At 71.9% G+C, this 24,563-nt stretch carries 21 protein-coding genes and 1 riboswitch; of the genes, 14 read left to right on the forward strand and 7 right to left on the reverse strand.

The features are described 5' to 3' along the window. Positions 1-21: 21 nt before the first annotated feature. Together BJ964_RS22815 and BJ964_RS22820 are read left to right on the forward strand one after the other, a co-directional pair. Positions 22-387: an Mth938-like domain-containing protein gene (locus BJ964_RS22815; protein ID WP_188122572.1), complete on the forward strand. Its 366-nt coding sequence runs from the start codon at positions 22-24 to the stop codon at positions 385-387. A 44-nt stretch (positions 388-431) separates the two neighbouring features. Continuing rightward, positions 432-770: an L-rhamnose mutarotase gene (locus tag BJ964_RS22820; protein WP_188122573.1), complete on the forward strand. Its 339-nt coding sequence runs from the start codon at positions 432-434 to the stop codon at positions 768-770. A 6-nt stretch (positions 771-776) separates the two neighbouring features. Here BJ964_RS22820 and BJ964_RS22825 read toward each other — a convergent pair whose 3' ends face one another. Beyond that, positions 777-1,292 (reverse strand): DUF3592 domain-containing protein, encoded by a 516-nt coding sequence (locus BJ964_RS22825; protein ID WP_188122574.1) that lies wholly within the window; start codon positions 1,290-1,292, stop codon positions 777-779. 120 nt (positions 1,293-1,412) lie between these two features. Between BJ964_RS22825 and BJ964_RS22830 the strand changes: the two genes are divergently transcribed. Genes BJ964_RS22830 through BJ964_RS22845 form a run of 4 tightly spaced genes read left to right on the forward strand, consistent with a single transcriptional unit; the run spans position 1,413 to position 6,569 of the window. Then, on the forward strand, positions 1,413-1,649 hold the full coding sequence (locus tag BJ964_RS22830) for a hypothetical protein (RefSeq protein WP_183219840.1): 237 nt from the start codon (positions 1,413-1,415) through the stop codon (positions 1,647-1,649). A 4-nt stretch (positions 1,650-1,653) separates the two neighbouring features. Next, positions 1,654-3,225, forward strand: coding sequence for an ABC transporter permease (locus tag BJ964_RS22835; protein WP_188122575.1), 1,572 nt, complete (start codon positions 1,654-1,656; stop codon positions 3,223-3,225). Between the two features lie 44 nt (positions 3,226-3,269). After that, positions 3,270-4,916, forward strand: a complete 1,647-nt coding sequence (locus tag BJ964_RS22840; RefSeq protein ID WP_229806933.1) for a sensor histidine kinase — start codon at positions 3,270-3,272, stop codon at positions 4,914-4,916. Positions 4,917-4,922: 6 nt separating this feature from the next. Further along, a complete protein-coding gene (locus BJ964_RS22845) occupies positions 4,923-6,569 on the forward strand; it encodes a sensor histidine kinase (protein WP_229806934.1) in 1,647 nt (548 codons plus the stop codon). Here the strand turns inward: BJ964_RS22845 and BJ964_RS22850 are convergent. Then, the gene (locus BJ964_RS22850; protein ID WP_229806935.1) at positions 6,555-8,090 is read right to left on the reverse strand and encodes a glycoside hydrolase domain-containing protein; all 1,536 of its coding nucleotides are present in this window, start codon (positions 8,088-8,090) and stop codon (positions 6,555-6,557) included. The genes BJ964_RS22845 and BJ964_RS22850 overlap by 15 nt on opposite strands. A gap of 302 nt (positions 8,091-8,392) precedes the next feature. On the opposite strand from BJ964_RS22850, the gene BJ964_RS22855 reads away from it, so the two are divergent. Beyond that, positions 8,393-8,713 carry a hypothetical protein gene (locus tag BJ964_RS22855; RefSeq protein WP_188122576.1) on the forward strand — a complete coding sequence of 107 codons (321 nt, stop codon included), beginning with the start codon at positions 8,393-8,395 and terminating at the stop codon, positions 8,711-8,713. Between the two features lie 65 nt (positions 8,714-8,778). Continuing rightward, on the forward strand, positions 8,779-9,333 hold the full coding sequence (locus tag BJ964_RS22860; RefSeq protein WP_188122577.1) for an HD domain-containing protein: 555 nt from the start codon (positions 8,779-8,781) through the stop codon (positions 9,331-9,333). On the opposite strand, the gene BJ964_RS22865 is transcribed toward BJ964_RS22860, so the two are convergent. After that, entirely contained in the window at positions 9,322-10,386 is a 1,065-nt protein-coding gene (locus BJ964_RS22865; protein WP_188122578.1) for a M20 family metallopeptidase, read from the reverse strand. The genes BJ964_RS22860 and BJ964_RS22865 overlap by 12 nt on opposite strands. Positions 10,387-10,395: 9 nt before the next feature. Beyond that, positions 10,396-11,181 (reverse strand): DUF1684 domain-containing protein, encoded by a 786-nt coding sequence (locus tag BJ964_RS22870; protein ID WP_188122579.1) that lies wholly within the window; start codon positions 11,179-11,181, stop codon positions 10,396-10,398. Between the two features lie 74 nt (positions 11,182-11,255). Next, positions 11,256-11,370: riboswitch (SAM riboswitch) on the forward strand. A gap of 16 nt (positions 11,371-11,386) precedes the next feature. On the opposite strand from BJ964_RS22870, the gene BJ964_RS22875 reads away from it, so the two are divergent. From BJ964_RS22875 to BJ964_RS22890, 4 genes are all read left to right on the forward strand, one after another. After that, positions 11,387-12,613 carry an aminotransferase class V-fold PLP-dependent enzyme gene (locus tag BJ964_RS22875; RefSeq protein WP_188122580.1) on the forward strand — a complete coding sequence of 409 codons (1,227 nt, stop codon included), beginning with the start codon at positions 11,387-11,389 and terminating at the stop codon, positions 12,611-12,613. A 67-nt stretch (positions 12,614-12,680) separates the two neighbouring features. Then, entirely contained in the window at positions 12,681-14,960 is a 2,280-nt protein-coding gene (locus tag BJ964_RS22880; RefSeq protein WP_188122581.1) for a putative bifunctional diguanylate cyclase/phosphodiesterase, read from the forward strand. Positions 14,961-14,993: 33 nt separating this feature from the next. Beyond that, positions 14,994-17,204: a glycoside hydrolase domain-containing protein gene (locus tag BJ964_RS22885; protein ID WP_268248021.1), complete on the forward strand. Its 2,211-nt coding sequence runs from the start codon at positions 14,994-14,996 to the stop codon at positions 17,202-17,204. Further along, complete coding sequence (locus BJ964_RS22890) at positions 17,201-18,460, forward strand: glycosyltransferase (RefSeq protein WP_188122582.1); 1,260 nt, start codon at positions 17,201-17,203, stop codon at positions 18,458-18,460. The genes BJ964_RS22885 and BJ964_RS22890 overlap by 4 nt, the downstream gene beginning before the upstream one ends. A gap of 852 nt (positions 18,461-19,312) precedes the next feature. Here the strand turns inward: BJ964_RS22890 and BJ964_RS22895 are convergent. After that, a complete protein-coding gene (locus tag BJ964_RS22895; RefSeq protein WP_188122583.1) occupies positions 19,313-19,795 on the reverse strand; it encodes an SRPBCC family protein in 483 nt (160 codons plus the stop codon). Next, positions 19,792-20,175, reverse strand: a complete 384-nt coding sequence (locus BJ964_RS22900; RefSeq protein WP_188122584.1) for an ArsR/SmtB family transcription factor — start codon at positions 20,173-20,175, stop codon at positions 19,792-19,794. The genes BJ964_RS22895 and BJ964_RS22900 overlap by 4 nt, the downstream gene beginning before the upstream one ends. A gap of 285 nt (positions 20,176-20,460) precedes the next feature. Between BJ964_RS22900 and BJ964_RS22905 the strand changes: the two genes are divergently transcribed. Beyond that, positions 20,461-20,697 carry a hypothetical protein gene (locus BJ964_RS22905; protein ID WP_188122585.1) on the forward strand — a complete coding sequence of 79 codons (237 nt, stop codon included), beginning with the start codon at positions 20,461-20,463 and terminating at the stop codon, positions 20,695-20,697. Between the two features lie 653 nt (positions 20,698-21,350). Here BJ964_RS22905 and BJ964_RS22910 read toward each other — a convergent pair. Continuing rightward, positions 21,351-22,610 (reverse strand): glutamate-cysteine ligase family protein, encoded by a 1,260-nt coding sequence (locus BJ964_RS22910; protein ID WP_229806936.1) that lies wholly within the window; start codon positions 22,608-22,610, stop codon positions 21,351-21,353. A gap of 1,387 nt (positions 22,611-23,997) precedes the next feature. Between BJ964_RS22910 and BJ964_RS22915 the strand changes: the two genes are divergently transcribed. Beyond that, positions 23,998-24,561 carry a hypothetical protein gene (locus BJ964_RS22915; protein WP_188122586.1) on the forward strand — a complete coding sequence of 188 codons (564 nt, stop codon included), beginning with the start codon at positions 23,998-24,000 and terminating at the stop codon, positions 24,559-24,561. Positions 24,562-24,563 lie beyond the last annotated feature (2 nt).

Genomic DNA, 24,563 nt, shown 5'->3' on the forward strand with positions numbered 1-24,563 from the left:
GCGGGAAGCTGAGGAGGAGCGATGGCGGAATCACCGCGGATCGAGTCGGTCTCGTGGGGAGCGATGACGGTCGAGGGCCTGCCGCCCGGCAAGGACTTCAAGCTCTACCCCGGCGGTGGCCGCCCCTGGGACTGGACCGAGACCGGAACCCGGCACAGCCCCGGCATCCAGCCCGCCGACGTCGAGGAACTGCTGGCGAACGGCGCCACCACGGTGGTGCTCTCCCGCGGCATGCAGATGCGGCTCGAGGTCGACCCGGCCACCCTGGAGCTGCTACGGAACCGGGGCGTCACCGTGCACGTGGCCGAGACCGGCGAGGCCGTGCGCCTCTACAACGACCTGGCCGGGTCGCAGCCGGTGGGAGGGCTGTTCCACTCCACGTGCTGAGCGGCGATGATGACGGGCGAGCCATGATCCGAAGGAGCCCTCCGATGACGCACGTCTGCTTCACCCTCCAGGTCGACCCGGCGAGGCTCGACGAATACCGCGCCGCCCACGCCGAGGTCTGGCCGGAGATGCTGCGGGCGCTCGCCGCCACCGGCTGGCGCGACTACCGGCTCTTCCTTCGTCCCGACGGCCTGCTCGTCGGCACCCTCCGGACCGACGACTTCGCCGCGGCCCAGGAGGCGATGGCGAAGACCGAGGTCAACGCCCGCTGGCAGGCGGCCATGGCCGGGTTCTTCCCGTCGCTCGGCGAGGCCCGCCCCGACGAGGGCATGCTCGTCCTCGACCAGGTCTTCCACCTGGAGGAGCAGCTCGACCGGCTCTGACCGGGATCAGCGTCCGGGCTTGTGCTTCGACCGGAGGGCGACCGGCCGCTGCGGTGCGGCCGGCCGGCGCCGGGGCCGCGGCCGGGCGCGCACCAGCTTCACCGACCAGCTGATCCCGGCGATCAGCAGGAACAACCCGATCACGCCGAGGACACCCTGCGTTTCGCCGCGATGCCCGCTGAGCTGCCCGAAGTCCGTCACGAAGTCGGCCGGGTCGGCCGCGCTCACCCGGATCGGCACGGTCGCGCCGACCGGCAGGCACACCTCGAAGCAGGCGACCTCCGCCTCGTGGAGCCGGCCGTCCAGCTCGTACCGGACGTACATGGTGGTGTCGTCGCTCGACCGGTTGCCGCCCTCCCGGGTGATCCGGTCCCGCACGGTGGCCGTGGCGGGCGTCCCGGTCGTCCACAACTCGGCCGCCCAGTCGTCGAGTTCGGACTGGGTGTGCAGCGGCAGCCACGCCAGGGCGGCGCCGGCCACGGCGAGCAGGGCGGCGGCGACAGCGCGCCGTGGGCTGTTCATAGATGCCGCACGATACCGGCAACGGACAGAAAACGCACAGCTCAGGGCTGGAACGGGGCGCCTACCCTGTAGACACAGGACCGGCGGGGCGCCGGCCCGGCAGGCAGAGGAGACGGTGCGGTGAGCGGCTTCATCAAGCGGTTCGTGCTCTCGATGGTCGCGTCGAAGCTTCAGCGGATGTCCCACGGCCGGCACAACCCGGCGGTCGACGGGCTGCTGCGGGAGGTCAACCACCGGATCCAGCGCAGCCAGGGGTACGGCTACCACCACCCGGGCGCCTATGGGCATCACGGCCACTACCGGCATCACGGGCACTACCGTCACCACGGCCACTACCGGCGCCGGCGCTGGTTCTGAGCCGATGTCCGCCGCGCTGCTCGTTCACGGCCTGCGCCGGGAGCGGGCCGTGCTGCCCTGGTGGATCGCCGGCGCCGGGGCGCTGTTCCTGGTCCAGTCGACCCAGAGCCAGGAGCTGTACGGCGACCCCGCCGCCCTGGCCAAGCTGCGCGAGACGGTCGGCGCCAACACCGCGGTGATCGCCATGAGCGGCCCGCCCGAGCTGCTCACCTCGATCGGCGGCGAGATCGTCTTCGAGATCTTCGGGTTCGCGGCCGTCGTCGTCGCGCTGATGAACATGTTCCTGATCGGCCGGCACACCCGCGGCGACGAGGAGACCGGCCGGGCCGAGCTGCTGCGGTCCACCCCGATCGGCCGCCGCACCCCGGTCTTCGCGGCGCTGCGGCTGGCCGTGCTCGCCGACCTGGTCACCGGGGCCGTGGTGTTCGCGGTGCTCGCCGGGACCGGGCTGCCGGTGGGCGGATCCCTGCTGGTGGCGGCCGCGACCGCCGCCCTGGGGTGGCTGTTCGCGGCGCTGACCGTGCTGGCCGCGCAGGTGTTCGAGCACACCCGCGGCGTCTACGCGGCGGTCGGCTCGGTGATCGGCGCGGCGTGGGCGCTGCGGGCGGTCGGCGACACCGGTGCGGTGGCCGTGGCGTGGGCGTCACCGATCGGGTGGGGCCAGCGCACGTGGGCGTTCGGCGCGGACCGCTGGTGGCCGCTGGCGATCACCCTGGGCGTGGCCGCGGTCCTGGTCGTGGCGGCGCTCGCGGCGCTGGACCGGCGCGACGTCGGGGCCGGCCTGCTGCGGTCCCGGCCCGGCCGGCCGCACGCCTCCCGGGCGCTGGGCACCCCGTCGGGGCTGGCCTGGCGCCTGCAACGCGGCCTGATCCTCGGCTGGACGGTGGGGGTGGGGCTGCTCGGGGTGGCGTACGGGTCGATCGCCGACAGCATCGAGCAGTGGGTGGCCGACAACCCGGAGACGGCCGAGTTCCTGCCGGGCGGCGCGGGGGACGTCGTCGACGGGTTCCTGGCGCTCAGCGTGACCCTGTGCGCTCTGCTCGCGGCGGCGGCCGGGGTGGCGGCGGTGCTGCGGGCGCGGGCCGAGGAGCTCGCCGGGCGGGCCGAGCCGGTCCTGGCCACCGCCACGAGCCGCGGCGCCTGGCTGGGCGGCCATCTCGGGGTGGCGCTGGCCGGCAGCGCGCTGGTGCTGCTCGCCGGCGGGGCCGGGGAGGGCCTGGCGTACGGGCTGACCGTCGGCGATCCGGGTCAGGCGCCGCGGATGGCCGGGGCGGCGCTGGCCGTGCTGCCCGCGGTGTGGGCCGTGGTGGCCGTGGCGGTGTTCGGTCTGGGCTGGGCGGCGCGGGCCGCGGCGGCGGCCGCCTGGTCGGTGCTCGCCTACTGCGCGGTGGTGCAGCTGTTCGCCGCCTCGTTCGGGTTGCCGCCGTGGGCCCAGCGGCTGTCCCCGTTCACCCATCTGCCGCGGGCCCCGCTGGAGGCGGTGACGGCCGGTCCGGTGCTGGCGGTCGGCGCTGTCGCGGCCGTGCTGATCGCGGCCGGGTTCGCCGGGTTCCGGCGGCGGGACGTGGGCTACTGAGCCCGGCCGGTCAGGGGTGCCGCCCGGTTGCCGATAGGGAGTAGGTGGGGACGGACACCGAACGGCGGCGCGCCGGGGAGCTCGACGAGTACCACCTCATGGACATGCCGCCGGCCGCCGAGCTGGACGCTGTCGTGCGCGTCGCGGCCGCCGTGGCCGGGGTGCCCAACGCCACCCTGAACCTGCTCGACGACTCCCGCCAGTACCAGCACACCACGGTCGGGTTCACCGGCCAGGACTGCGGCCGCGACGACTCGATGTGCGCGGTGCGGCTGGAGCGGGGCGAGTTCGTGCACGTGCCGGACGCCCGTGAGGAGCCGGACTACCGGGACAACCCGTGGGTCACCGGGGAGCTGGGCCACATCCGCTTCTACGCGTCCGCGCCGCTGATCAGCCCGGGCGGGTACGTGATGGGCACGCTCTGCGTCTTCGACAACGAACCGGGCCGGCTCGACGGCGAGCAGATCGGCCGCCTCACCGACCTGGCCGGGATCATCGTGGCGTTCTTCGAACGGCGCCGGCACGCCCGGCTGTCCGCCGGCCTGCGGACCGACCTCACGGCCCGCGAGGAGTGGACCCGTACGGTGCTGGACAGCATCGACGAGGCGGTGTTCGCGGTCGCCCCGTCCGGGCAGTTGCTCCTCTACAACCGGGCGGCCCGGGAGCTGCACCACCCGGGGATCGACCCGGACGCCGGGCCGGTGCGGATCGCGAGCCGCTATCAGCTGTACGAACCCGACGGCCGCACCCTGCTGCGGGAGGAGGACGTGCCGTTGGTGCGGGTGCTGCGCACCGGGGAGCCGGTGCAGGGCCGGGAGCTGATGGTCAGGACGCCGGGCATGGAGGCCCGGCGGGTACGGGCGAACGCGCGGGCGCTGCGGGGCCCGGACGGCGTCATCATCGGGGCGGCGGTCGCGTTGCAGGACGTCACCGCGGAGCTGACCCGGCTGCGGCTTCTCGAGGAGGCCCGCCGGCGGCTGGCTCTCGCGAACGCCGAGCTGCGCCGGTCGAACGCGGACCTGACCGACTTCGCCGGGGCGGTCAGCCACGACCTGGTGGCCCCGCTCGCGGCGGTCGGCGGCTACCTCGACCTGCTGGACGATCTGCGCGACGAGGACGGCCCGGAACGGGTGACCGCCTGGGTGGAGGAGGCCGCGCGGGCGGTCGGCCGGATGCGGGATCTGATCGACTCCCTGCTCGGCTACGCGCGGGCCGGAAGTGCGCCGGTGCGCACCGTACACGTACCGGTGAAGGAGGTGCTGGACCACGTCCTGACGGACCTGAACGCGGAGATCGTGGCGGCCGGGGCGCGCGTCAGCGTGCCCGGCCCGTTGCCGACGGTGTGCGGCGACCCGGTGCTGATCCGGTTGCTGTTGCAGAACCTGCTCGGCAACGCGCTGAAGCACCGGCGCCCGGACCGGCCGTGCCGGATCGAGGTGAGCGCCGACGGGCCGTCGCTGCGGATCGCCGACAACGGGCCCGGCATCCCGCCGCCGCGGCGCGCCGTGGCGTTCGGCATGTTCTCCCGGCCGGGACACGGGATCGGGCTGCCCAGCTGCAAGCGGATCGTGGACCGGCACGGCGGGACGATCACCCTCGATGACACGCCGGGCGGCGGGCTCACCGTCACCGTCGCCCTGCCCGTCACCGATGGGCCAACGAGTCAGTTCAGCGGGCCCGCTGCCGATTAGACCCACGTGGACCTGGCGGAACGGTTGCCGGAACAGGAGCGGTCGCGTCTCGCCGCGCTGCACGAATACCGGCTGCTCGACTCTCCGGCGGGCAACGAGCTGGAGGCGGTGGTGCGGGTGGCGGCGGCGGTCGCCGGGGTGCCGCACGCCTCGCTCAACCTGATCGACGAGAACCGGCAGTGCCAGCTCACCACGGTCGGCTTCGAGGGCGGCGACTCGGACCGCGCCGACTCGATGTGCGCCATCCGCTTCGAGACCGGCCGGTTCATCTACGTCCGGGACGCCAGTGCCGATCCGGTCTACCGAAACAACCCGTGGGTGACGGGCGCCCGGTCCGGCATGCGCTTCTACGCCTCCGCGCCGCTGGTGACACCGGAGGGGTACGCGCTGGGCTCGCTCTGTGTCTTCGACCTGGTGCCGCGGGACCTGAGCGACGAGCAGATCGCCCGGCTCAAGGACCTGGCCCAGATCGTCCTGGCGCTGTTCGAACGGCGCCGCCAGGCCCGGATCAACGCCGAGCTGGCCACCCTGGCCGAGGAACGGCAGCGGTGGACCGACACCCTGCTGGACACCATCGACGTGGCGGTGGTCGCGGCCGACCCGGCCGGACGGCTCACCCTCTTCAACCGGGCCGCCCGTGAGTGGCACGGCACCGACGCCGACCCGGACGTCGACCCGGACGATTTCCCGAACCGGTACCAGCTGTTCGAGACCGACGGGCACACCCTGCTGCCGGCGGGACGGGTGCCGTTGATCCGGGCGCTGCGCGACGGCGCCGTCAAGGACGCCGAGCTGATCATCAAGCGGTCCGGGGCGGATCCGCTGCACGTCAGCGTCAGCGGCCGGGCGCTGACCGGCGTGGACGGCGCCCGGCTCGGCGCGGTGGTCGCGATGCACGACGTCACCGGCGCCCGGGCGCAGCAGCGCGCCATCGAGGAGGCCCGCCGCGAGCTGGCCGCGGCCAACACCGAGCTGCGCCGCTCCAACGCCGACCTGGCCAACTTCGCCGGGGCGGTCAGCCGCGACCTGGTCGCCCCGCTCGCCGCGGTCGGCGGCTACCTGGAGCTGATCGGCGACGAGGTGGAGGGGCGCCCGCGCAAGTGGGTGGAGGCGGCCACCCGGGCGGTGAGCCGGATGCGGGAACTGATCCGGTCGCTGCTCGACTACGCGCAGGCCGGCAGCGCGCCGGTGCGGCTGGGCGAAGCCGATCTGGCCGACCTCTTCGAACAGGTCCAGGGCGACCTGCGGCCGGCCGCCGAGGCGGCCGGCGCGGTGGTCGAGGCGCCCTGTCCGCTGCCGGTGGCGACCGGCGACCCGGTGCTGATCCGTCAGCTGTTGCAGAACCTGGTCGGCAACTCGATCAAGTACCGGGACCCGCAACGGCCGTGCCGGGTGACGGTCACCGCCGAGCGGGCCGAACCCGGCTGGACGGTCCGGGTCGCCGACAACGGCCTCGGCATCCCCCCGGACCAGCGGGAACGCGTCTTCGACATGTTCACCCGGCTCGGCAACGGCACGGCGGGCGGCCACGGCATCGGCCTCTCCACGTGCTGGCGCATCGTGGAGAGGCACGGCGGGGCCATCCGTGTGGACGAGACCCCCGGCGGTGGCACGACCGTGTCGTTCACCCTGCCCGGGTCAGAACAGGGGTGAACGGCTCTGGTACCCGGTGGACAGGCGCAGCCCGGCGGTGAGCGCCTTGCCGGTGCCGCGGTAGAGCATCAGGTAGCCGGTCGACGACTGCACCGCGGCCAGGTCGGTGAAGCCGTCCCGGTCGAAGTCGCCGATGCCGTACAGGTCGCGCAGTCCGGCGGCCGAGCCGATCCGCAGCGCGGTCTGCAGGCCACCCGACTTCCCGCGGTACAGGTAGATGCCGTTGTTGCTGTTCAGCTTCACGACCAGGTCCGGGAAACCGTCCCGGTCGAAGTCGCCGACGCCGGCGAACTCGCTGCGGGTGTTCCAGTCGCCGTACGCGATCGCCTTCCGCTTGCCGAACTTGGCGCCCTTGACCCCCGGGTAGAGGTAGAGGTTGCCGTTGCTGGTCTGCGCGGCCAGCATGTCGGGGTAGCCGTCCCGGTTGAGGTCGCCGATCGCGGTCAGCTCCCGCAGGTGGCTCAGGTTCTTGTAGAGCTGCTTGCGAGTGCCGAACTTCCCGTTGCTCAGGCCCGGGTAGAAGTACACGGCCCCGGCCCGGTTCCGGGCGATCAGGTCGACGTAGCCGTCCCGGTTCAGGTCCATCCGCAGCAGCGCGTTCGCCGAGGCGTACGAGCCGACCTTCGAGCGGTAGCCCTCGGAGATGTAGACGCCGTTGCCGGGGTAGGCGAACAGGTTGCCGGTCGACGTGGTCCGGGCCATCACGTCCGACCAGCCGTTGCGGTTCCAGTCGGACAGCTTGGCGCCCGGCAGGCGGGCGAAGTCCAGATAGTCGTTGTCGATGTTGATGGTGACGCCGCCCCAGGTCTCCTGGTGGCCGCCCCGGTACTGCTTCATCCGGCGCTTCGGCGCCCAGTACGACGCCGGGACCACCTTGTCGGAGACGGTGACGACCTGGTCCCAGCGGGCGAAGTCGATGTAGTCGGGTCGCACGTACCACGGCCTGTTGTAGACCGCGACCATGTCGGCGATGCCGGACGCGGCACTGCTGTAGTAGCCGGAGAAGTAGCCGTAGTCGTGCAGCCGGTTGGTCCACGCGTTCATGAACGCCAGCACGCCCTCGCGGCACACGGTGTTCTTGCTGTCGTACGACTCCATGTCGTAGATCAGCACGCTCTCCTTGGCGAGCCCGAGCGCGGTGGCCTGCCGGACCGCGTCCTCGGCGGTGGCCCGGCCCTGCGCTGCGGCCTGGGTGTTGTCGATCAGGTTCTTCTTGGTGACCGACGTGCAGCTGGCCTGCGGGCCGACGTACAGCGGGATCAGCCGCCACCCCGCGGTGACCTGCTCGCGGACCCACTCGGCGGTGAGGTTCTTCTGCGTGCAGCCACGGTTGTTGCCGCCGAAGTAGATGCCGGCCGCGCGGTACGGCGACGACTTCAGCCAGGCCGCCATCGTCTCGCTGGACGGGGCCGTACAGGCGTCGAAGCCGTACCCGGTGAAGTCGCCCGGTTGCGGGGCGAGGGCGGTGGCCGCGGTGGCGTTGCCGTTGACGAACGCCAGCGGGGCGACCGACAGTGTCACGACGAGGGCGGTGAGTAATCGCTTCCGGTACCTGACGAGTCGGCGGGGATTCAACCGGTGACGCCCTCGGCTGGGCGCAGCGTTCATAAATGGACCTACTTCGTCATCTCGAAAGGCCCATCGAGACAAGCAGGCATCGGTCGATTCGGATACGTCCGTTCGGTCCAGGATGATCATCTGTTCGGTCATTGCTCACATCGATGAGCTGTTCACCGGATGGTCATGTGCCGTTGGCGACCCGTCTCCCCTCCGCGACCTAGGGTGGGCGGCCAGATGAACGCTGGGTAGCGAGAGGTAGTCCGATGCGTAGCTCGGTACTCGAGGTGAGCACCAGCCCGGACGGCAGTGTGGTCATCCAGCCACATGGATCGGTCGGCCCCGATGTGGCGGTGGAGTTGCGGCAGCTCCTGGTGCACACCGTGCGCCGCGTCCGGCCGTTGCGGCTGATCGTCGACCTGGCCGACGTGCCCGAGCTGGACCCGATCAACCTGGGTTCGGTGGCCGCCGCGTGCGGGCTCGGCGACGACCTCCAGGTCGCCGTCTTCGTCGACAATCCCAACGGGCGGCTCGCCGAGCAGCTCGCGGCGGCCGGTGTGCCCGCTCAGCGGGTCCGGGGACACTGACCTTTTCGGTCACCGGCCATCGGCCGTCCATCCGCCGTTAACCCGCCCCGGCATAGCATCCGCCCATGACCGATGTGCTGCTCCGATCGCGCGCCGACACGGCCCGGCTGGTGGCCGAGTCATTGATCGGTGACAGCGGCAACCGCTGGAAGCACACCGCCGGGGTGGCCCACCGCGCCGCCGAGCTGTCCGCCCGGCTCGGCCTCGATCCCGACGTTCTGGTCGCGGCCGCCTGGCTGCACGACATCGGCTATGCCGAGCCGATCGCGCTGACCGGTTTCCACCCGCTGGACGGCGCCGTGCACCTGAGCGGCGAGGGCTGGCCGGCCCGGATCGCCGGTCTGGTGGCCTACCACTCGGGCGCCCGTTTCGTGGGCGCCGCCCGTGGTCTGGCCGGTCAGCTCGCCGCCTTCCCGGACGAGCGCAGCCTGATGGCCGACGCCCTCACCTACGCCGACCAGACGGTGGGCCCGACCGGTCTGCGGGTCGACCCGGAGGCCCGCTACACGGAGATGCTGCACCGGCAGGGCCCCTGCTCGTGGAACGCGGCCGTCGACGCCGACCGCCGCCCCCACCTGCGGGGCACGGCCGCCCGCGTCGAGCACCTGCTAGCCGCCTAGACCTTTCAGAAAACCTTCGAGCGCTTTCCGGTACGGCGGGAGCGTTCGCAGATCGATGAACTCCTCCGGGCCGTGCTGCCCGTCGCCGCCCGGCCCGAAGATCACCGCGTCCACGCCCACCGCCGAGTAGAACCGGCCGTCGGCCGCCCCGTGCTTGCGCAGCAGCGAGCCGTCGTACCCCGCCTCTTGCGCGGCCGCTCGCAGCAGTCGCACCTCGGCGCTCTCCGGATCGGCGTGGTGCGGCGCGCCCAGCGCCTCGACGGTGACCGTGGCACCGGCCACCGCTGTCAGGTGGGCCGCGATCTCGCCGGCCGACCGGCCGGCCAGATCCTCGTCGGACGGCGGGAACCGGATGTCGAGCAGCGCCGACGCGTCCGCCGGAACCACGTTGGCGGCCTCGTTGGAGGTGTCGATCCGGGCCACGTTGACCGTCGTGGTCCACTCCTCGGCGGCCGGGACCGGATGCCGGTCGAGCAGCCGCCGGATCGCCGCGGTCACCGTGAGCAGCGCGTTCGACCCCAGCCACGGGTAGGCGGCGTGGGCGGTGCGGCCGGTCGCGCTGAGCCGGGCCCGGATGATGCCCTTCGACTCGGTGACGATCCGCAAGCCGCTCTGCTCGCCGATGATCACGAAGCCGGCCCGGACGCCCTGTGCCACCTGGTGCCCGGTGCCGTCGAAACCGCCCACCTCCTCGTCGGTGACCAGCTGCAGGGCCACCGGGTACGGCAGGGTGGGCGCCACCTCCCGGAACACCGTGGCCATCACCAGGGCGGCGGCCTTCATGTCGTGGGCGCCGCGACCGTACAGCCGGTGGCCGTCGGCGCGGGCGGTGAACTGCCCGGTCGCCCCGGGGACCACGTCCAGGTGGGCGTTGAGGATCACCCGGGGCGGGCCCGGGGTGGACACCAGGGCGCTCGGCTTCCCGCGGGACTCGAACCGGCGGACCTCGAACCCCGGGCCGACCACGCCGAGCACCATGTCGAGTGCCCGCCGCAGGTCGGCCGGCCGGTCGGCGGTGGACCGGATCCCGATCAGTTCGGCGAGTTCATCCATCGATGAAAACTACCGCGGAAGCCGTTCTCCCGCCTCGATCGCGACCGGCAGCCGGTTCCCGGCCGGCGGCAGCGGGCAGGTCGCGAACGCGGTGTAGGCGCACGGCAGGTTCGTGGCCCGGTTGAAGTCGAGCACCACCGACCCGTCCTCCTCCGGCGGGGCGATGAACAGGCTGCGGTTCGCGGCGTAGGTGGTCAGCCCCGAGGTGGCGTCGGTGAACAGCGCGAACAGGGATCCCGGCGCGCCGCCGTTGAAGACGGTCAGCGACTGCGGCTCCCCGCCCACCGTGAACTCGACCCGGCCGGGCGACTCGTAGACGTGCTCGACGCCCTCGGCCACCGACCCGACGGTGACCGGCTCCGGCTCGGCGAACGCCGTGAACCGGCCGCCGATCACCCACTTCTCCTCGGCCGGGTAGGCGGGCGTGCCGGTGTAGGCGGTCAGCACCGGGTTGTCCGGATGCCGCGGCCGGATCACGTCGACGCCGCCCCGCCGGGCGACCTCGATCACCGCGCCGCCGTGGCCGACGGTGACACCGGCGTTCTCCGCCAGGGGCGGGAACCGGTGCGTCCCGGTCAGCTCCCGCCCGTCGACGGTGAGCGTCTCGCCGGCGCCGAGCGCCACGGTCACCCCGTCCGGGCCGCTGCTCCACTCACCGGGCGCGCCGTCGAAGCGCTGCGGGGTGGCGTCCAGCCAGTGCAGGCCGGTGATCGCGAGGAAGCCGTGCGGGTCGGCGCGCCGTTTCTCGTGGTCGGCGTGCCATTGGTCCCACTCCTGCTGGAACAAGGTCGTCATGCCATAGGACCTTAATCTCTACTTGTTGCATGGGTTATTGGCCGGGGTCGTGACATCTGCTAACTTCCTCGGCAGGTCATGAGTGCCAGCGCGAAGCCCCGGCTCGCTGGCCGGCAACCCTCCAGTTCGCGACGGGGTGCCCCGGGTGAGGACCGGGCCGGTGTCGTCCGACGCCGGCAAACGGCGAATCCGTGGAGGCGCGGTCATGCCATCTCTGGACATTCTCGGCGACGATCTCAAGGTTGCCCTCCCCTCCGGCGAACTGGTGCGTTTCGCCCACCTCGACTACGCGGCGTCGGCGCCGTGCGTGCGGGCCGCGGCCGACGCGGTCCAGGACCTTCTGCCACGCTACGGCTCGGTGCACCGCGGCACCGGCGTACGCTCCCGCGGCTCCACGCTGGCGTACGAGCTGGCCCGCGACGTGGTCGCCGAGTTCGTGGGCGCCCGCCCCGGCGACGCGGTGATCTTCACCCGGAACACCACCGACGCGCTCAACCTGCTGGCCCGCGCGCTGCCGCCGGGCACCACCACGATCCAGTTCGAGGGCGAGCACCACGCCAACCTGCTGCCCTGGCCGAACCCGCTGCGCCTGCCGCTGCCGGCGTCGTCCGGGGACGCCGTCACCGCGCTGCGGCAGGCGTGCGAGGGCCTGGACGGGCCGGCCGTGCTGACCGTCACCGGCGCGAGCAACGTCACCGGCGAGGTGTGGCCGGTCCGCGAGCTCGCCGAGGTGGCCCGCGCGCACGGCGTACGGGTGATCGTCGACGCCGCCCAGCTGGCCCCGCACGCCCCCGTACGCCTCGACGACCTGGGCGCCGACTACCTGGCGTTCTCCGGCCACAAGCTGTACGCCCCGTTCGGCGCCGGGGTGCTGGCCGGCCGCTCGGACTGGCTGGACGCGGCGGAGCCGTACCTCGCCGGTGGCGGCGCGAGCGCCGTGGTGGGCGACCGTCCCGGCGACCTGACCTGGGCCACCGGCCCGGCCCGGCACGAGGGCGGCACCCCGAACCTGCCCGGCGCGGTGGCGCTGGCCGCGGTCTGCGAGGCGCTGGACGCCGCCGACCGGGCCGCCCTGCACGCCCACGAGCAGGAACTGCTGGCCGGGTTGCGCGACGGTCTCGCCGGTCTGCCGGGAGCCACCGAGGTCAGCGTCTTCGGGCCGGACCACCCCCGGGTCGGGATCGTCTCGCTGGCCCTGGCGGATCACGATCCGGCGGCCGTGGCCCGGCGGCTGGACGCCGAGCACGGCATCGGCGTACGGGCCGGGCAGTTCTGCGCCCACCCGCTGGTCCGCCGGCTCACCCGTGACGGCCGCGCCGGGAGCTGCGGGGACGGCCCGCCCGGACTGCTGCGGATCAGCTTCGGCCTGGGCAGCACCGCCGAGGACACCGACCGGCTGCTCGACGGGCTCCGCGCGGTGCTCGGCACCTGATTCGCAACCGGAAGGGTTCTGAGACCCGGGCACCGGGAAGCCGATCGTTCCCACCGTGGCGACGTGGATGACGCGGCTCCGTGACCGGCTCCCGGCCGGCGGCGGCCTCCGGGACGAGGACTGGGAGGGCCGGCACCGGCTTCTGACGGTGCTGCTCGCCGTCTGCATGGTGCTGCTGACGGTGTTCGGCGTGTTCCGCGCCGAGCACCCCGCCGACCTGCTGATCATCGACGGCCTGTTGCTGCCCGGCCTGGTCGCGGCCGCGCGGTTGCGGAACCGGCGGGCCCGGTCGATCGCCGTGGCGCTCGGCTTCGCGGTGTCGTGCGCCGGGTTCGTATCGCTGTGTCACGGTCTCACCGAGGCGCACTTCACGTTCTTCATCGTGATCGGGGCGCTCGCCCTCTACCGGGACTGGGCGCCGTTCGGTGGCTTCCTGGCCGTCACCGTGGTGCACCACGCCGGCTTCGGGGCGGCCGATGCCGGCCACACCTTCGGCCACGGCCAGGCGCAGGCGAACCCGCTGGTCTGGGCGCTGCTGCACGGCATCGCGGTGCTGGCCGCCGCCGGATTCCACGTGGTCGCCTGGCGGCTGACCGAGACCGAGGAGCGGCGCGCCCAGGACAACCTGGACGAGAGCCAGGCCCAGCTCGGTGTCGCCTTCGACGAGACGCCGGTGCCGATGGCCATGTTCGGCCCGGACGGGCGGATCCTGCGCATCAACCCGGCGTACCGGGACTGGCTGCGCCTGCCCGACCGGCTGCCGGACGGGTTCCGCGTCGCCGACCTGCCGCTCGTCCAGGTCGACGAGAGCGAGCCGAGCCTGATGCGGCTGGCCACCGAGTCCCGCGAGCCGACGAACGTGACCCGGCAGTACCGGCGTACCGACGACGGCTCGCTGATCTGGGTGCAGACCCACGCCACCGGCCTGCGCGACCGCGCCGGCCGGCTGCGGCTGGTCCTGGCACACTGCATCGACGTCACCGCGACCCGCGACCACGAGGCCGAGCTGCGCCACCAGGTGCGGCACGACTCGCTCACCGGCCTGCTGTCCCGCAAGGCGTTCGAGGAGGACCTGGAGCTGCTGCTGGCGAGCAGCGCCGAACCGGTCAGCGTCATCTACCTGGACGTCGACCGCTTCAAGTCGATCAACGACGAGGCCGGGCACGGCACCGGCGACGCCGTGCTGCGCGCCCTGGCCGCACGTCTCACCCAGGTCGTCCCGGACGGCGCCCTGCTCGCCCGGCTCGCCGGCGACGAGTTCATCGCGGCGCTGCCCGGCCCGTCCGGCACCGGCCTGCGGATCGGTAAAGGCATCCTCGCGTCGCTCGCCGGGCCGCTCGCCGTCGGTGGCTCCGAGCTGCCCGTGTCGGTCAGCGTCGGCGTCACCACGGCCTTCGGCGGGGTGTCCGCCGAGGAGGTCGTGCTCGCCGCGGACACCGCCATGTACGCGGCCAAGCGCGCCGGCGGCAACCGGCTCCAGGTGTTCACCGAGCAGCTGCGGGTGCCCGTGCAGGAGCGGATCGCCGCGGAGGGCCGGTTGCGCCGCGCCCTGTCCGGCGACCTCCGGATCACCCTGCCGCTCTGGTTCCAGCCGGTGGTCTCCACCGCCACCGGGCGGATCGCCGGGGCCGAGGCCCTGGTCCGGATGCGCACCCCGGACGGGGAGATCCTCACCCCGTACCACTTCGTCGGCGTGGCCGAGGAGACCGGCCTGATCGTGCCGCTCGGCGAGCACGTGCTCCGTTCCGCCGTCGACCACCTGCTGCACTGGTCGGACCGGCTCGGCTACGTGTCGGTCAACGTCAGCCCGCGGCAGCTCGCCGAGCCGGACTTCGTGCCGATGGTGGCCGGGGTGCTGGCCGGCGCTCCCGGGCTGGACCCGTCCCGGATCGTCCTGGAGATCACCGAGACCGCGCTGCTGGACTCGGCGGTCGACGTCAGTGAGCGGCTCGCCTCGCTCAAGCACCTCGGCGTACGCATCGCCCTGGACGATTTCGGCACCGGATACAGCTCGCTGACCTGGCTCAAGTCGCTGCCCGCCGACATCGTCAAGCTGGACCGCTCGTTCGTGGCCGGTCTCGCCGAGGACCCGCGCAAGGCGTCGATCATCCAGGCCGTGCTGTGGCTGGCCCACTCGCTGGGCATGTCCACGATCGCCGAGGGCGTCGAGGAGCTGTCCGACTGGGAGGCGCTCAAGGCCGCCGGTTGCCCGGCCGTACAGGGCTATCTGTTCAGCAAGCCGCTGCCCGCCCCGGCGTTCGACCGGATGCTTCTGGCATCCCACGAAAGGGCCACCTCGGGTGGAGTTCACTTGAACGAAACCACCGGGACGGTTCTGGCCGGTTAGAGTCCGGCCATCCTGGACAACGTTGATCCCTTCATCGGCACAGCGGCCACCGATCTGCCTCGGGCACACGGTCTCGCCGCTACCTGGTGGTGGCCGAAACCTCAGGTGGGCAACACCCACCCGGGGGCCACCTCCCCCTTCGGCATGGTCTCGGCCTGTGCCTACTCGGGGGCCTACCCGACCGGCTACGGCCGGTACGCCAAGAACACCGAGGGCGTGCCGGAGGACATGTTCGGCCGGATGCAGGCGTCCGGCTTCACCCACTTCCAGCAGTCCGGCACCGGCGCCATCCGCAAGTACTACAACTATGTGCGGGTCACGCCGATGGTGCAGCCGCTCGACGACCTGGGCCAGTCCTGGGCGCTGGAGGACGAGCGCGCCGAAGCCGGCTACTACGCCGCCAACCTCGCGACCGGCATCCGCTCCGAGGTCACCGTCGGCGAGAAGGTGGCGGTGCACCGCTACACCTTCCCCGACCACCACAGCGCCCGGCTCGTCATCGACCTGTCCTGCGGCGGCCTCGCCATCGACCTCGGCCGGACCGTGCCGCTGCGCGCCCAGATCGAGAGCATGGGCCACGGCCGGGCACAGGGCACCGTGGTCATGGAGGGCGTGCCGCTGTCGGTGTACGTCGAGGTGGACAGTCCCGGCTGGCGGCAGATGCTCTGGTACGACCGGCGGCTCATCCCCGGCGGCACCCGGCTCGACTTCGACAGCATCCGGCACACCACGCTGCGCCCGTTCGGCATGCTCTTCATGGGCGCCGCCCGGGCCGGGCAGACCATAGAGGTCCGGCTGGGCTTTTCGCTGCGCGGCTGCGACCAGGCCCGGCGCAACCTGGAACGCGAGTGCGGCGCGGGGCAGAGCGCCTTCGAGACGGTCCGCGCCCGGACCCGCTCCCGCTGGCGCGACCACCTGGGCCGGGTGCAGGTCGAAGGTGGTACGGACGCGCGCCGCACGGTGATGGCGACCGCCCTCTACCACTCGCTGATCAAGCCGTGCATCGCCGAGGACGAGAGCCCGAACTGGCCCGACCCCGGCCCGTACGCGTTCGACGTCTGCACCATGTGGGACATCTACAAGACGCAGATCCCACTGCTGTCGGCGATCGTCCCGGACCGGGCCGGCGACGTGCTGGAGTCGCTGATCCGGGTGTGCGAGGAGGAGGGCAACTTCCCGATCGGCTACCGGATGGCCCGCGGCGCCGACCGGTTCTTCCGGCAGGCCAGCGCGCTCGCGCACACCGCCCTGGCCGACGTGCACGCGCTGCGGCGGCCGGGCATCGACTGGAGCTGGGCGCTCGTGCACATGGTCGACGACCTGCGCCGGCTCTACGGGGAGGACTTCTGGGAGCACGGCGTGGTGCACCCGATCACGCACACCCTCGATCTCTCGTACGCCCATCACTGCACCGCGCAGGTGGCCCGCGCCCTGAACGACCACCGCCTGGCCGATGATCTGGAGCGGCGCAGCCGCGACTGGATCAACGCCTTCGACCCGGCCACCGGCCTGCTGCGCGACTCGGAGTTCTACGAGGGTGGCAAGTGGAACTACTCGTTCCGGCTGCTGCACGACATGGCCGGGCGGATCCGGATGGCCGGCGGCGACACCGCGTTCACCGCGATGCTGGACCGGTTCTTCGGCTACGGCGCCGAGCCGGTCAAGCAGCCCGGCCGCTGCCCGGATCCGATCGAGATGACCGCCGGGTACGCGCTCAACCGTTTCGAGGGCCTGAACAACGAGCCGGACATGGAAGTGCCCTGGGCCTACCACTACGCGGGCCGCCCGGACCGTACCGCCGAGATCGTCAACTCAGGCCTGACGTGGCAGTTCGGCACCGGACCGGGCGGGCTTCCGGGCAACGACGACTCCGGCGGCCTGAGCTCCTGGTACGTCTGGGCGTCACTGGGCCTGTTCCCGGTGGCCGGACAGAACCTCTTCCTGGTCAACGCACCCGCCTTCGCCCGCGCCTCGCTCCAGGTCGAGGGCGGCGAGTTCGTCATCGAGACCAGCGGGCATCGAGATTCACCGATCGGTGTCGACGGCATCGACCGCGACCCGCCACCCCAGTACGTGCAATCCGCGACCCTCAACGGGAGGCCCCTGCACGCCACCCACCTGAACGCGGCCGACGTCCATCACGGCGGACGGCTGCATCTGCGGCTCGGGCCCGAGCCCTCCACCTGGGGGCAACGGATCCGGCCGCCTTCCCTCTCCGATCCGCACCCTAAGGAACGCCGATGAGCCGACCGACCCGCCGCCTCGTGATCGCGGTCCGAGCCGATCCGGTCATCTGTGGACACTCCGGCGAGGCCCGCAACCTCGCCGAAGTGGCCCTCACCCGTGGTTTCGACGATGTACGGCTGCTCACCTGGCCGATCCCCGCCCTGCAATCGGCCGGGCTGCCGCTCAAGCCGCTCGACCGGCTGCTGCCGTACAGCCCCGGCATCACCGTGGAACGGCCCGAGGCGGTGGGCGACTACCGGGTCCCGGACGGCCGCCACCTGGCCGGGCTCACCGGCCGCCTGGTCGAGCTGCTCGCCGAACCGGTGCCCACCGTCTGCCTGTCGATGTACCTGGTACCCCACACCCAGGTGATCAACGACGCGGTCACCGCGGCCCGGGCCGCCGGGTTCGCCCCCGACGTGCACACCATCGCCAAGGCGGTCGGCTCCGACGTCACCAACGTCATCCGCTCCTGCCTGCGCGAGGGCCGGTTCGGGGCGGCCACCGTGCTGCTCACCACCTTCCTGGCCAGCGACGAGGTGGTGGCGGTCTCCGAGTACACCCGCGACGAGATCATCGCCGCGGCCGAGGAGGTCGACGCCCACTGCGGCACCGGCTTCGCCGAACAGTGCCGGGACCGGGTCACCGTCAGCTACCCGCCGATCGACGCGGCCGCCTTCGTGGACCCCGACCCGGTCGCCGTCGACGCCGCCCTGGCCAACCGCGGCCTGAAACGCGGGAAGTACATCCTGTTCCTCTCCCGGGTGGCCCGCGCCAAGGGCATCTACGACCTGGTCATCGCGTACGGCCAGATGCGCTGCCGGGACGACGTGACACTCGTCGTGGCGGGCACCGGGCCGGCCCTCGAACACGTGCGGGCGATGGCCAAGGAGGACGACCGGATCATCTTCCTCACCGATGTGGACGACGACGAGAAGCCGCTGCTCATGGCCGGATGCGCGGCGTACGCCCTGCCCACCAAACCGGAGCCGGACTTCGTCGAGACCTTCGGCATCGCGCTCGCCGAGAAGGCCCTCGCCGGCGGCGGGCCGATCATCACGACCACGACCGGGGGAGTGGGCGAGGCGGTCGGCGACACCGCGGTCATCGTCGAGGCGGGCGACATCGGCGGGCTCGCCGACGCGGTCGACCGGGTGGTGCTCGACATGTCCGCCGAGGAACGCCGGGACCTGGAGGTGCGCGCGCGGGCACACGCCATGACCTTCGACCGCGGCGCCGTCTTCGACCAGCTCTTCCAGATCAAAACCGAATGACCACGGTACGGGGGACGAGCGCGCGCTCGTCCCCCGTACCCCTCGGATCTTGATCTTTGTGGTCGAGGTCCGCGTTTCGCTCCTTTTGCGGTACGCGTGTCGTCGTCCCGTTCGTCACAGGGCCGTTCCGCCCGCCCGGCCCCGCTCGCTGCCCGCTCCAGCCTGTGCCGCCCCCGCCGGGCTGAGATCGGTGGGACACCCCCGCATGTGCCGCCGCTTGCGCCGGGTGGGTGGTTGCGGTCGTGCTCGCCAGGCATCCTGGGCGCTGCTCCCGGCCGTCAGGCCGCTTGCGCCGGGTGGGTGGTTGCGGTTGTGCTCGCCAGGCATCCTGGGCGCTGCTCCCGGCCGTCAGGCCGCTTGCGCCGGGTGGGTGGTTGCGGTTGTGCTCGCCAGGCATCCTGGGCGCTGCTCCCGGCCGTCAGGCCGCTTGCGCCGGGTGGGTGATGGCGCTTGGTGCCGGTCGCGCCACGGGAACCCGCCGGAAGTCACTCACCGTGACCGCAATCTTGGGGTATGTGAGGGTGCGTGGTACATCCATGCTGTTCTGGCTACCTCTATCCTCCACAAGAGCCGGTGAACCGGCTTCATCGCTCACGCGGAGTGCCGGCCGGTCGGGCTTTCGGCGGTGAACGCACACGAAAGCCGCCACGTGGGCGGCCATCGCCCCGATAGGGCACCTAGGCGACCACGACACCGCCACCGTGCGCGCCCACCCGCCCTCGCGAAAGCGCGCCCACCCGCACCGGGCGACCGGCGCAACGGCCGCGAGCGGGCAACCCCGTGCCTGGGAAGCAAGACCGCGACCACCCGCACCGGGCGACCGGCGCAACGGCCAAGGACGGGCAACGATCTCTAGATCTTGTGCTCCGCGGCCAGTCGCTCGAGTTTGGCGTAACCCTCGTTGACGCCGACCTCCATGCCGCTCTGCAACCAGGCGTCCCGGCCCTCGAAGCTGTCCACCAGCGACTGCGCGTGCAGCCGGGTCCGCCCGTCGCCGAGGTCCTCGAACCACAGCGTCTCCAGTGCCACACCCTCCGGCTGGCCCTCGAAGGTGAAGGTCTGCACGATCCGCTCCGGTCCCACCTCGTGGAAGGTGCCGCGGAACGCGTACTCCTCGTCGCCGCGCCTGGCCACATACCGCCAGCTGCCACCGGTCCGCGCGTCCCAGTAGTCGATGGTGTTGGTCAGCGAGTCCGGACCGCTCCACAGCACGAAGATCTCCGGATCGGTGTGCGCCCGGAGCAGCTGCGCCGGGGTGGCCGCGAAGTCCCGGGTGAGCCGGATGATCGGCAGCTTCGGGTCGGCCTCGATGGTGGCCTCCACGATCTTGTTCATTGTTGTCCCTCTCCCTCTCGCTCTGGCTTCTCGTCCGTGCGCATCGCGTCCTTCTCGTCCGTGCGCATCGCGTCCAGCACCGCGTCGAGCCGGCTGAACCGCTGCTCGGCGCGGCTGCGGTAGCGCTCGATCCAGTCGTTCATCCGGTCGAACACCTCCGTCTCCAGGTGCACCGCCCGGGGTTGCGGCCCCGGCGGCCGGGTGACCAGTCCCGCCTCCTCCAGCACGCGCAGGTGTTTGTAGATCGCCTGCAACGACATCCGGTACGGCTCGGCGAGCTGGTTGACCGTCGCGTCCCCGTCGGCCAGCCGGGCCACCATGTCCCGCCTGGTGGGATCGGCGAGCGCCGCGAACACCCGGGACAGTGAATCCGCCGACATCGGTCCCTCGTTTCAACTCTCCGGTTGAAACTCAAGTTAGGCCGCTTCTCCGAGCTTGTCAACTCAATGGTTGAAAGTGCACGTCAGATCGATTTAGCGGGGAAGTGCTAAACCGAACTGTCGTCCCCCGGAAAACATCTTGTAAACACAGTCTCGACAATCGGTTACTGATCTGTGCCCAATCCCGGGCTTCCGGGGCCTAGGATCGATCTCACTCACCCCCCATGCCGTTCACCGGCTCTGGCCGAGCACGCCCGGGGACCATCCGACGGGGAGGAGCGTTCCGTGCACGACGAGATGATGACGCTGATCGACGACTGCATCGCCCGGATGACACTGCTGCGCGACCAGCTGGCCGCCTCCCGCCGCGTCCAGCCCGGCGAACGCCACACCACGGTGCTCGACGCCATCGCCGTGGCGGAGCGCTTCGCCACCGAGGCCACCCGGACGGTGAGCCCGCCGTCGGTCACCCTGTCCCCACCCGCCACCGGCCCGGTGGTCCGCTACTCCACCGCCGGCTAGGCCTCCCTCCCACCGCTCACCCGGGCCTTCGACCATCCCCGGCGGGCGCTGTCTCATCGCCGGTCACGGTCGGCCGTGGGTTCCGGCTGGCCGTGGGAGCTCTCTCAGCGCTCTTGAGGCAGCACTGAGCGCCAGCCGGACAAGACCGACCGCAGCGCACGGCCACCTGAAACCGGCCACACCCGCCGGTCGCCCTGATCAGTGGCCGAGGCCGGCTTGCCAGGCGCCCGGTCTTCCCGCTTCCGGCTCGAGCGCCGGTCCCGCTGGGACGGAGCCAGCGTCACCCCAGGCGCCTGGTCTTCCCATTTCCGGTTCGAGCGCCGGTCCCGCTGGGACGTCGCCAGCGTCACCCCAGGCGCCTGGTCTTCCCGTTTCTGGTTCGAGCGCCGGTTCCGCTGGGACGTCGCCAGCGTCACCACAGGCTGGGCAGGCTTACACGTTCGCGGTGTCGTGTGCGCCTGCCCGGCCTGTGGGCTTGGTCAGTGCACGCGTGGGGGCCAGTCGTGTGTGCGGACCCGTTCGGGCGTAGCACTTCCGGCACGAACCCGGCATCGCGGCCGATGTGCTTGTCCGCTCGTGCGGCCGGCAACGGTGGTCGTCCAGGCCGACGTGCTCGTGTGGTGACCCGGTGACCCGGTGACCCGGCGGCGGGGTCAGGGGCGGGCGGTCGCCTGGTCCAGGACGTCGTCGGCGGGACAACGGCCCCGGTAGACGTACCTCTCAGTGAAATCGGCGACCGCGTCGCGCAGCTCTCGCGAGACGCCCTGCCGGGCCAGACCCGCGTAAGCGGCCAGGAAACAGTCCCGCGCGGCGGCCGCCAGCACCGGATCGGTGAGCGCGTCCCGGGCCGCGCGTTCCCACAGCGCGGGCTCGCCGGCCAGATGCGCGGTCGCGTCGGCGGCCTCCGTGGCGGCCCGCGGATCGTCCAGCAGAATCGACGTCACCGCCGCCACGATCCGCCAGCCGTCGCCCGGTTGGTGGTCGGCCACGTCGAGTTCGAGATGGCCGCGCGCGGCCACCGGCGGCCGCAGCCCCGCCAGGTGCCGCTCCAGGTCGGCGATGGTGATTCGGCCCAGTTCGCGGAGCGTCTGCCGCGGCGAGGTGCCTCCGCTTCCGCTCGCCTCCATCGCGTACGCCGTCCAAGCGGCCCGCGGATCCCCGCCTCCAGGGTGGAGGACCGGCAGGGTACGTCGCGCCGCCTGGCGTACGCTGCGCCAGCCGGTCGGCCGACCGTGCCGCAACGGCGAATTCGCAAAAGCGGCCGCCAGCACCGGAGCGAGCGTGTGAGCCAGCGCCCAGCGGCGCGGCAGCCCGAGCGGTCCACCCCCGTCCAGCCCCGCCTCGAGCCCCACCCTGATCCCAGCGGTCGCCGACCACGCCACCTGCTCGGCGCCGTCCGACCGGGCCACCTGCTCGGCGCCGTCCAACTGCGCGCCGGCCGAGGCCTGTCCCGACATGCTGAGCCGATGGTCCGTGCCGGTCGTGGTCTGTCCGGGCGTGCTGAGTCGATGTTGTCCCGTGCCGGTCGTGGTCTGTCCGGGCGTGCTGAGTCGATGTTGTCCCGTGCCGGTCGTGGTCTGCCCGGGCGTGCTGAGCCAATGTTGCTCCGTGCCGGTCGAGGGCTGCCCCGGCACGCTGAGTCGATGCTGCTCCGCGATTCGCGCCGAGGCGGCCAGGTCGTCACTCATCCGCCGGAGCGCCACCTCGATCCCGGGCGACGGCGGTCCGCTGACGGTCATCACCCGCGGCGACCGGATGTCCAGGAACCCGTGCCGCAGCGACCGCCGCCCGACAGGGGCGCACCCCGGATCCACCGGCAGATCGACGGTGATTCCCACGAACCCGGGCAGCCCCGGTGCGAACGCCCGCGCCGCCACGAACTCCTCGGCCGCCCGCTCACTCAGGCTTCCCATACCGGCCCCGCCTCCACCCCGTCCCAGGAGCGGTGAGCATAGCATTCCTATCTGCCTACTAGGAATATCGTCATCGCGCGTTCCCGGCTCCCACCACGGCGATCATTCTCCTCCGCCCGCCGCATCGAGCGTTTGGCATTGAATGGCTCAGGCATCGAGTGATCCACTTGCCGTCCCGTCGGCCCGCCACTGTCGGCCCGGAACGACGATCGCTGTGTGTTCTCGTTCTCGAAAGCCCAGCCGGCCGGAACTCCGTGTGAGCGAGGGCCCCCGTTCGCCGGCTCGCGGGGAAGACAGAGGTGGCCGAAGAGCCTGTTTCTCGGTTGTGGGTGGCCGCGATGTCGAGTCGCGCATTCGGGTGGCTGCGGCGTCACCCCGACCCGCCGGCAATCTTGGGCGATGGTGGCTGTCGGGCCGATCTTGATTCCTGGCTGTTGTCCGGAGCGACAAAACGTCCAAGATCGCGCTACGTGTGTCAGCGAGGGCTGGCGGTGGGCGATCTGGGACGTTTGCTTACCGGATGGGGTGGTCAAACGTCCAAGGTCGTGCAGCGCGGGGTTGGCAAGCGCGAGCGTGGGCGATCTTGAGCCTTTGACTGCCGGGTGGGGTGGCAAACCGTCCAAGGTTGCGTTGGGTGTGTCGGTGAGCGCGAGCGTGGGCGATCTTGAGCCTTTGGCTGCCGGGTGAGGTGGCAAACCGTCCAAGGTCGCGTTGGGTGTGTCGGCGAGCGCGATCCTGGGCGATTGGCTACCGGTGGTCAACCATCGCCCATGATCTATTTTCGCTGGAAGGCCTTGGGTTGTCGGATACATCCGGATGTCCGCAATGCCGCAAGATCGCGCGCTCGGTGACGATCAGCCCAGGTCTACATCGATGCTTGCGGATGACTCGCGCGGCCGACGGTGACCGGCCGAACCTCGCGGCGAAGACGGGAAACACGCGAACAGGCGACTCGACATCCACCCTCCGGCGACAACCGGGAAAGAGACTCCAGAACCACCCGGATCTTCCACGTGCCTTCACGCGTTCACCACCGCGGTCCCGGTGAGTGACTCCCGGCGGGTTTCCCGTGGCGCGACCGGCATCAAGCGCAACTATCCGTCTGGCGCGAGCGGCGCGACGGCCGGGAGCGGCGCCCCGGATGTCTGGCAACCGCTACCGCCACCACCCGCATGCGGGGAGACCCATGCGGAGCTTCCGTGGGCCCGGCGGTGTGGACCCTGGCTGTCAGGCGGGAGCCGTGAACGAACGCCGGCCGGTCATTCTTTCGGGATGGGTTCCTAGGATGCCTTAGGGGAGGTGGCGGGGAGCCCTTAGCGGGGAATCGGGGGTGGGGCAGGGAAAGCACCGGTGCCGGGCCGATGCCGCGCGGCCATACGGTCAGGCCATGCCATCGAACAGCGTCACCGTTCGTTTCGCCGCCCTGGACGCGCCGGCTCTCATGCTGCTCTATGGGCTGCTCCGCCTGATCGACGGCCTGGACGGCGCCCGCGACCCGGGTGGCCTCGCCTGGACCGTCGGGCACCTGGCGTTCTTCGCCGCCATGGTGCTGTTCGGCGTGCTCGCCGCCGGCCTGCGCAGGCTCGCCCCGCCGGGTGCCGGACCGGTCGCCACGGTGGCCACGGCAATGACTCTGTCCGGTGTGGCCGGCTTCCTCGCGGCGATCGCGGGGGACCTGTCACCCGCCTTCCAGGCGGCCGCTCCGCTGCCCGAACAACTCCAGGTCGCCGGCCCGCTGCTGTTCGCCCTCGGCATGCTCACCCTGCTCGGCCTGATGGTCGCCGCCCGGCGAGCCCCGGCGTGGAGCCCACTGATGTTCGGCGCCGGCATCGTGGCGCTCACCCTGGACGTCGACAACCTTCCGTTGGCCGCCCTGATCCTGCTCGCCGCGCTCGCGCCCTTGGCCCGCCCGGATCGCCGCCGGGCCGGCCTGACCCGCCGCTACGTCTGAGC

The sequence above is a fragment of the Actinoplanes lobatus genome (assembly GCF_014205215.1).
Classification (GTDB): domain Bacteria; phylum Actinomycetota; class Actinomycetes; order Mycobacteriales; family Micromonosporaceae; genus Actinoplanes; species Actinoplanes lobatus.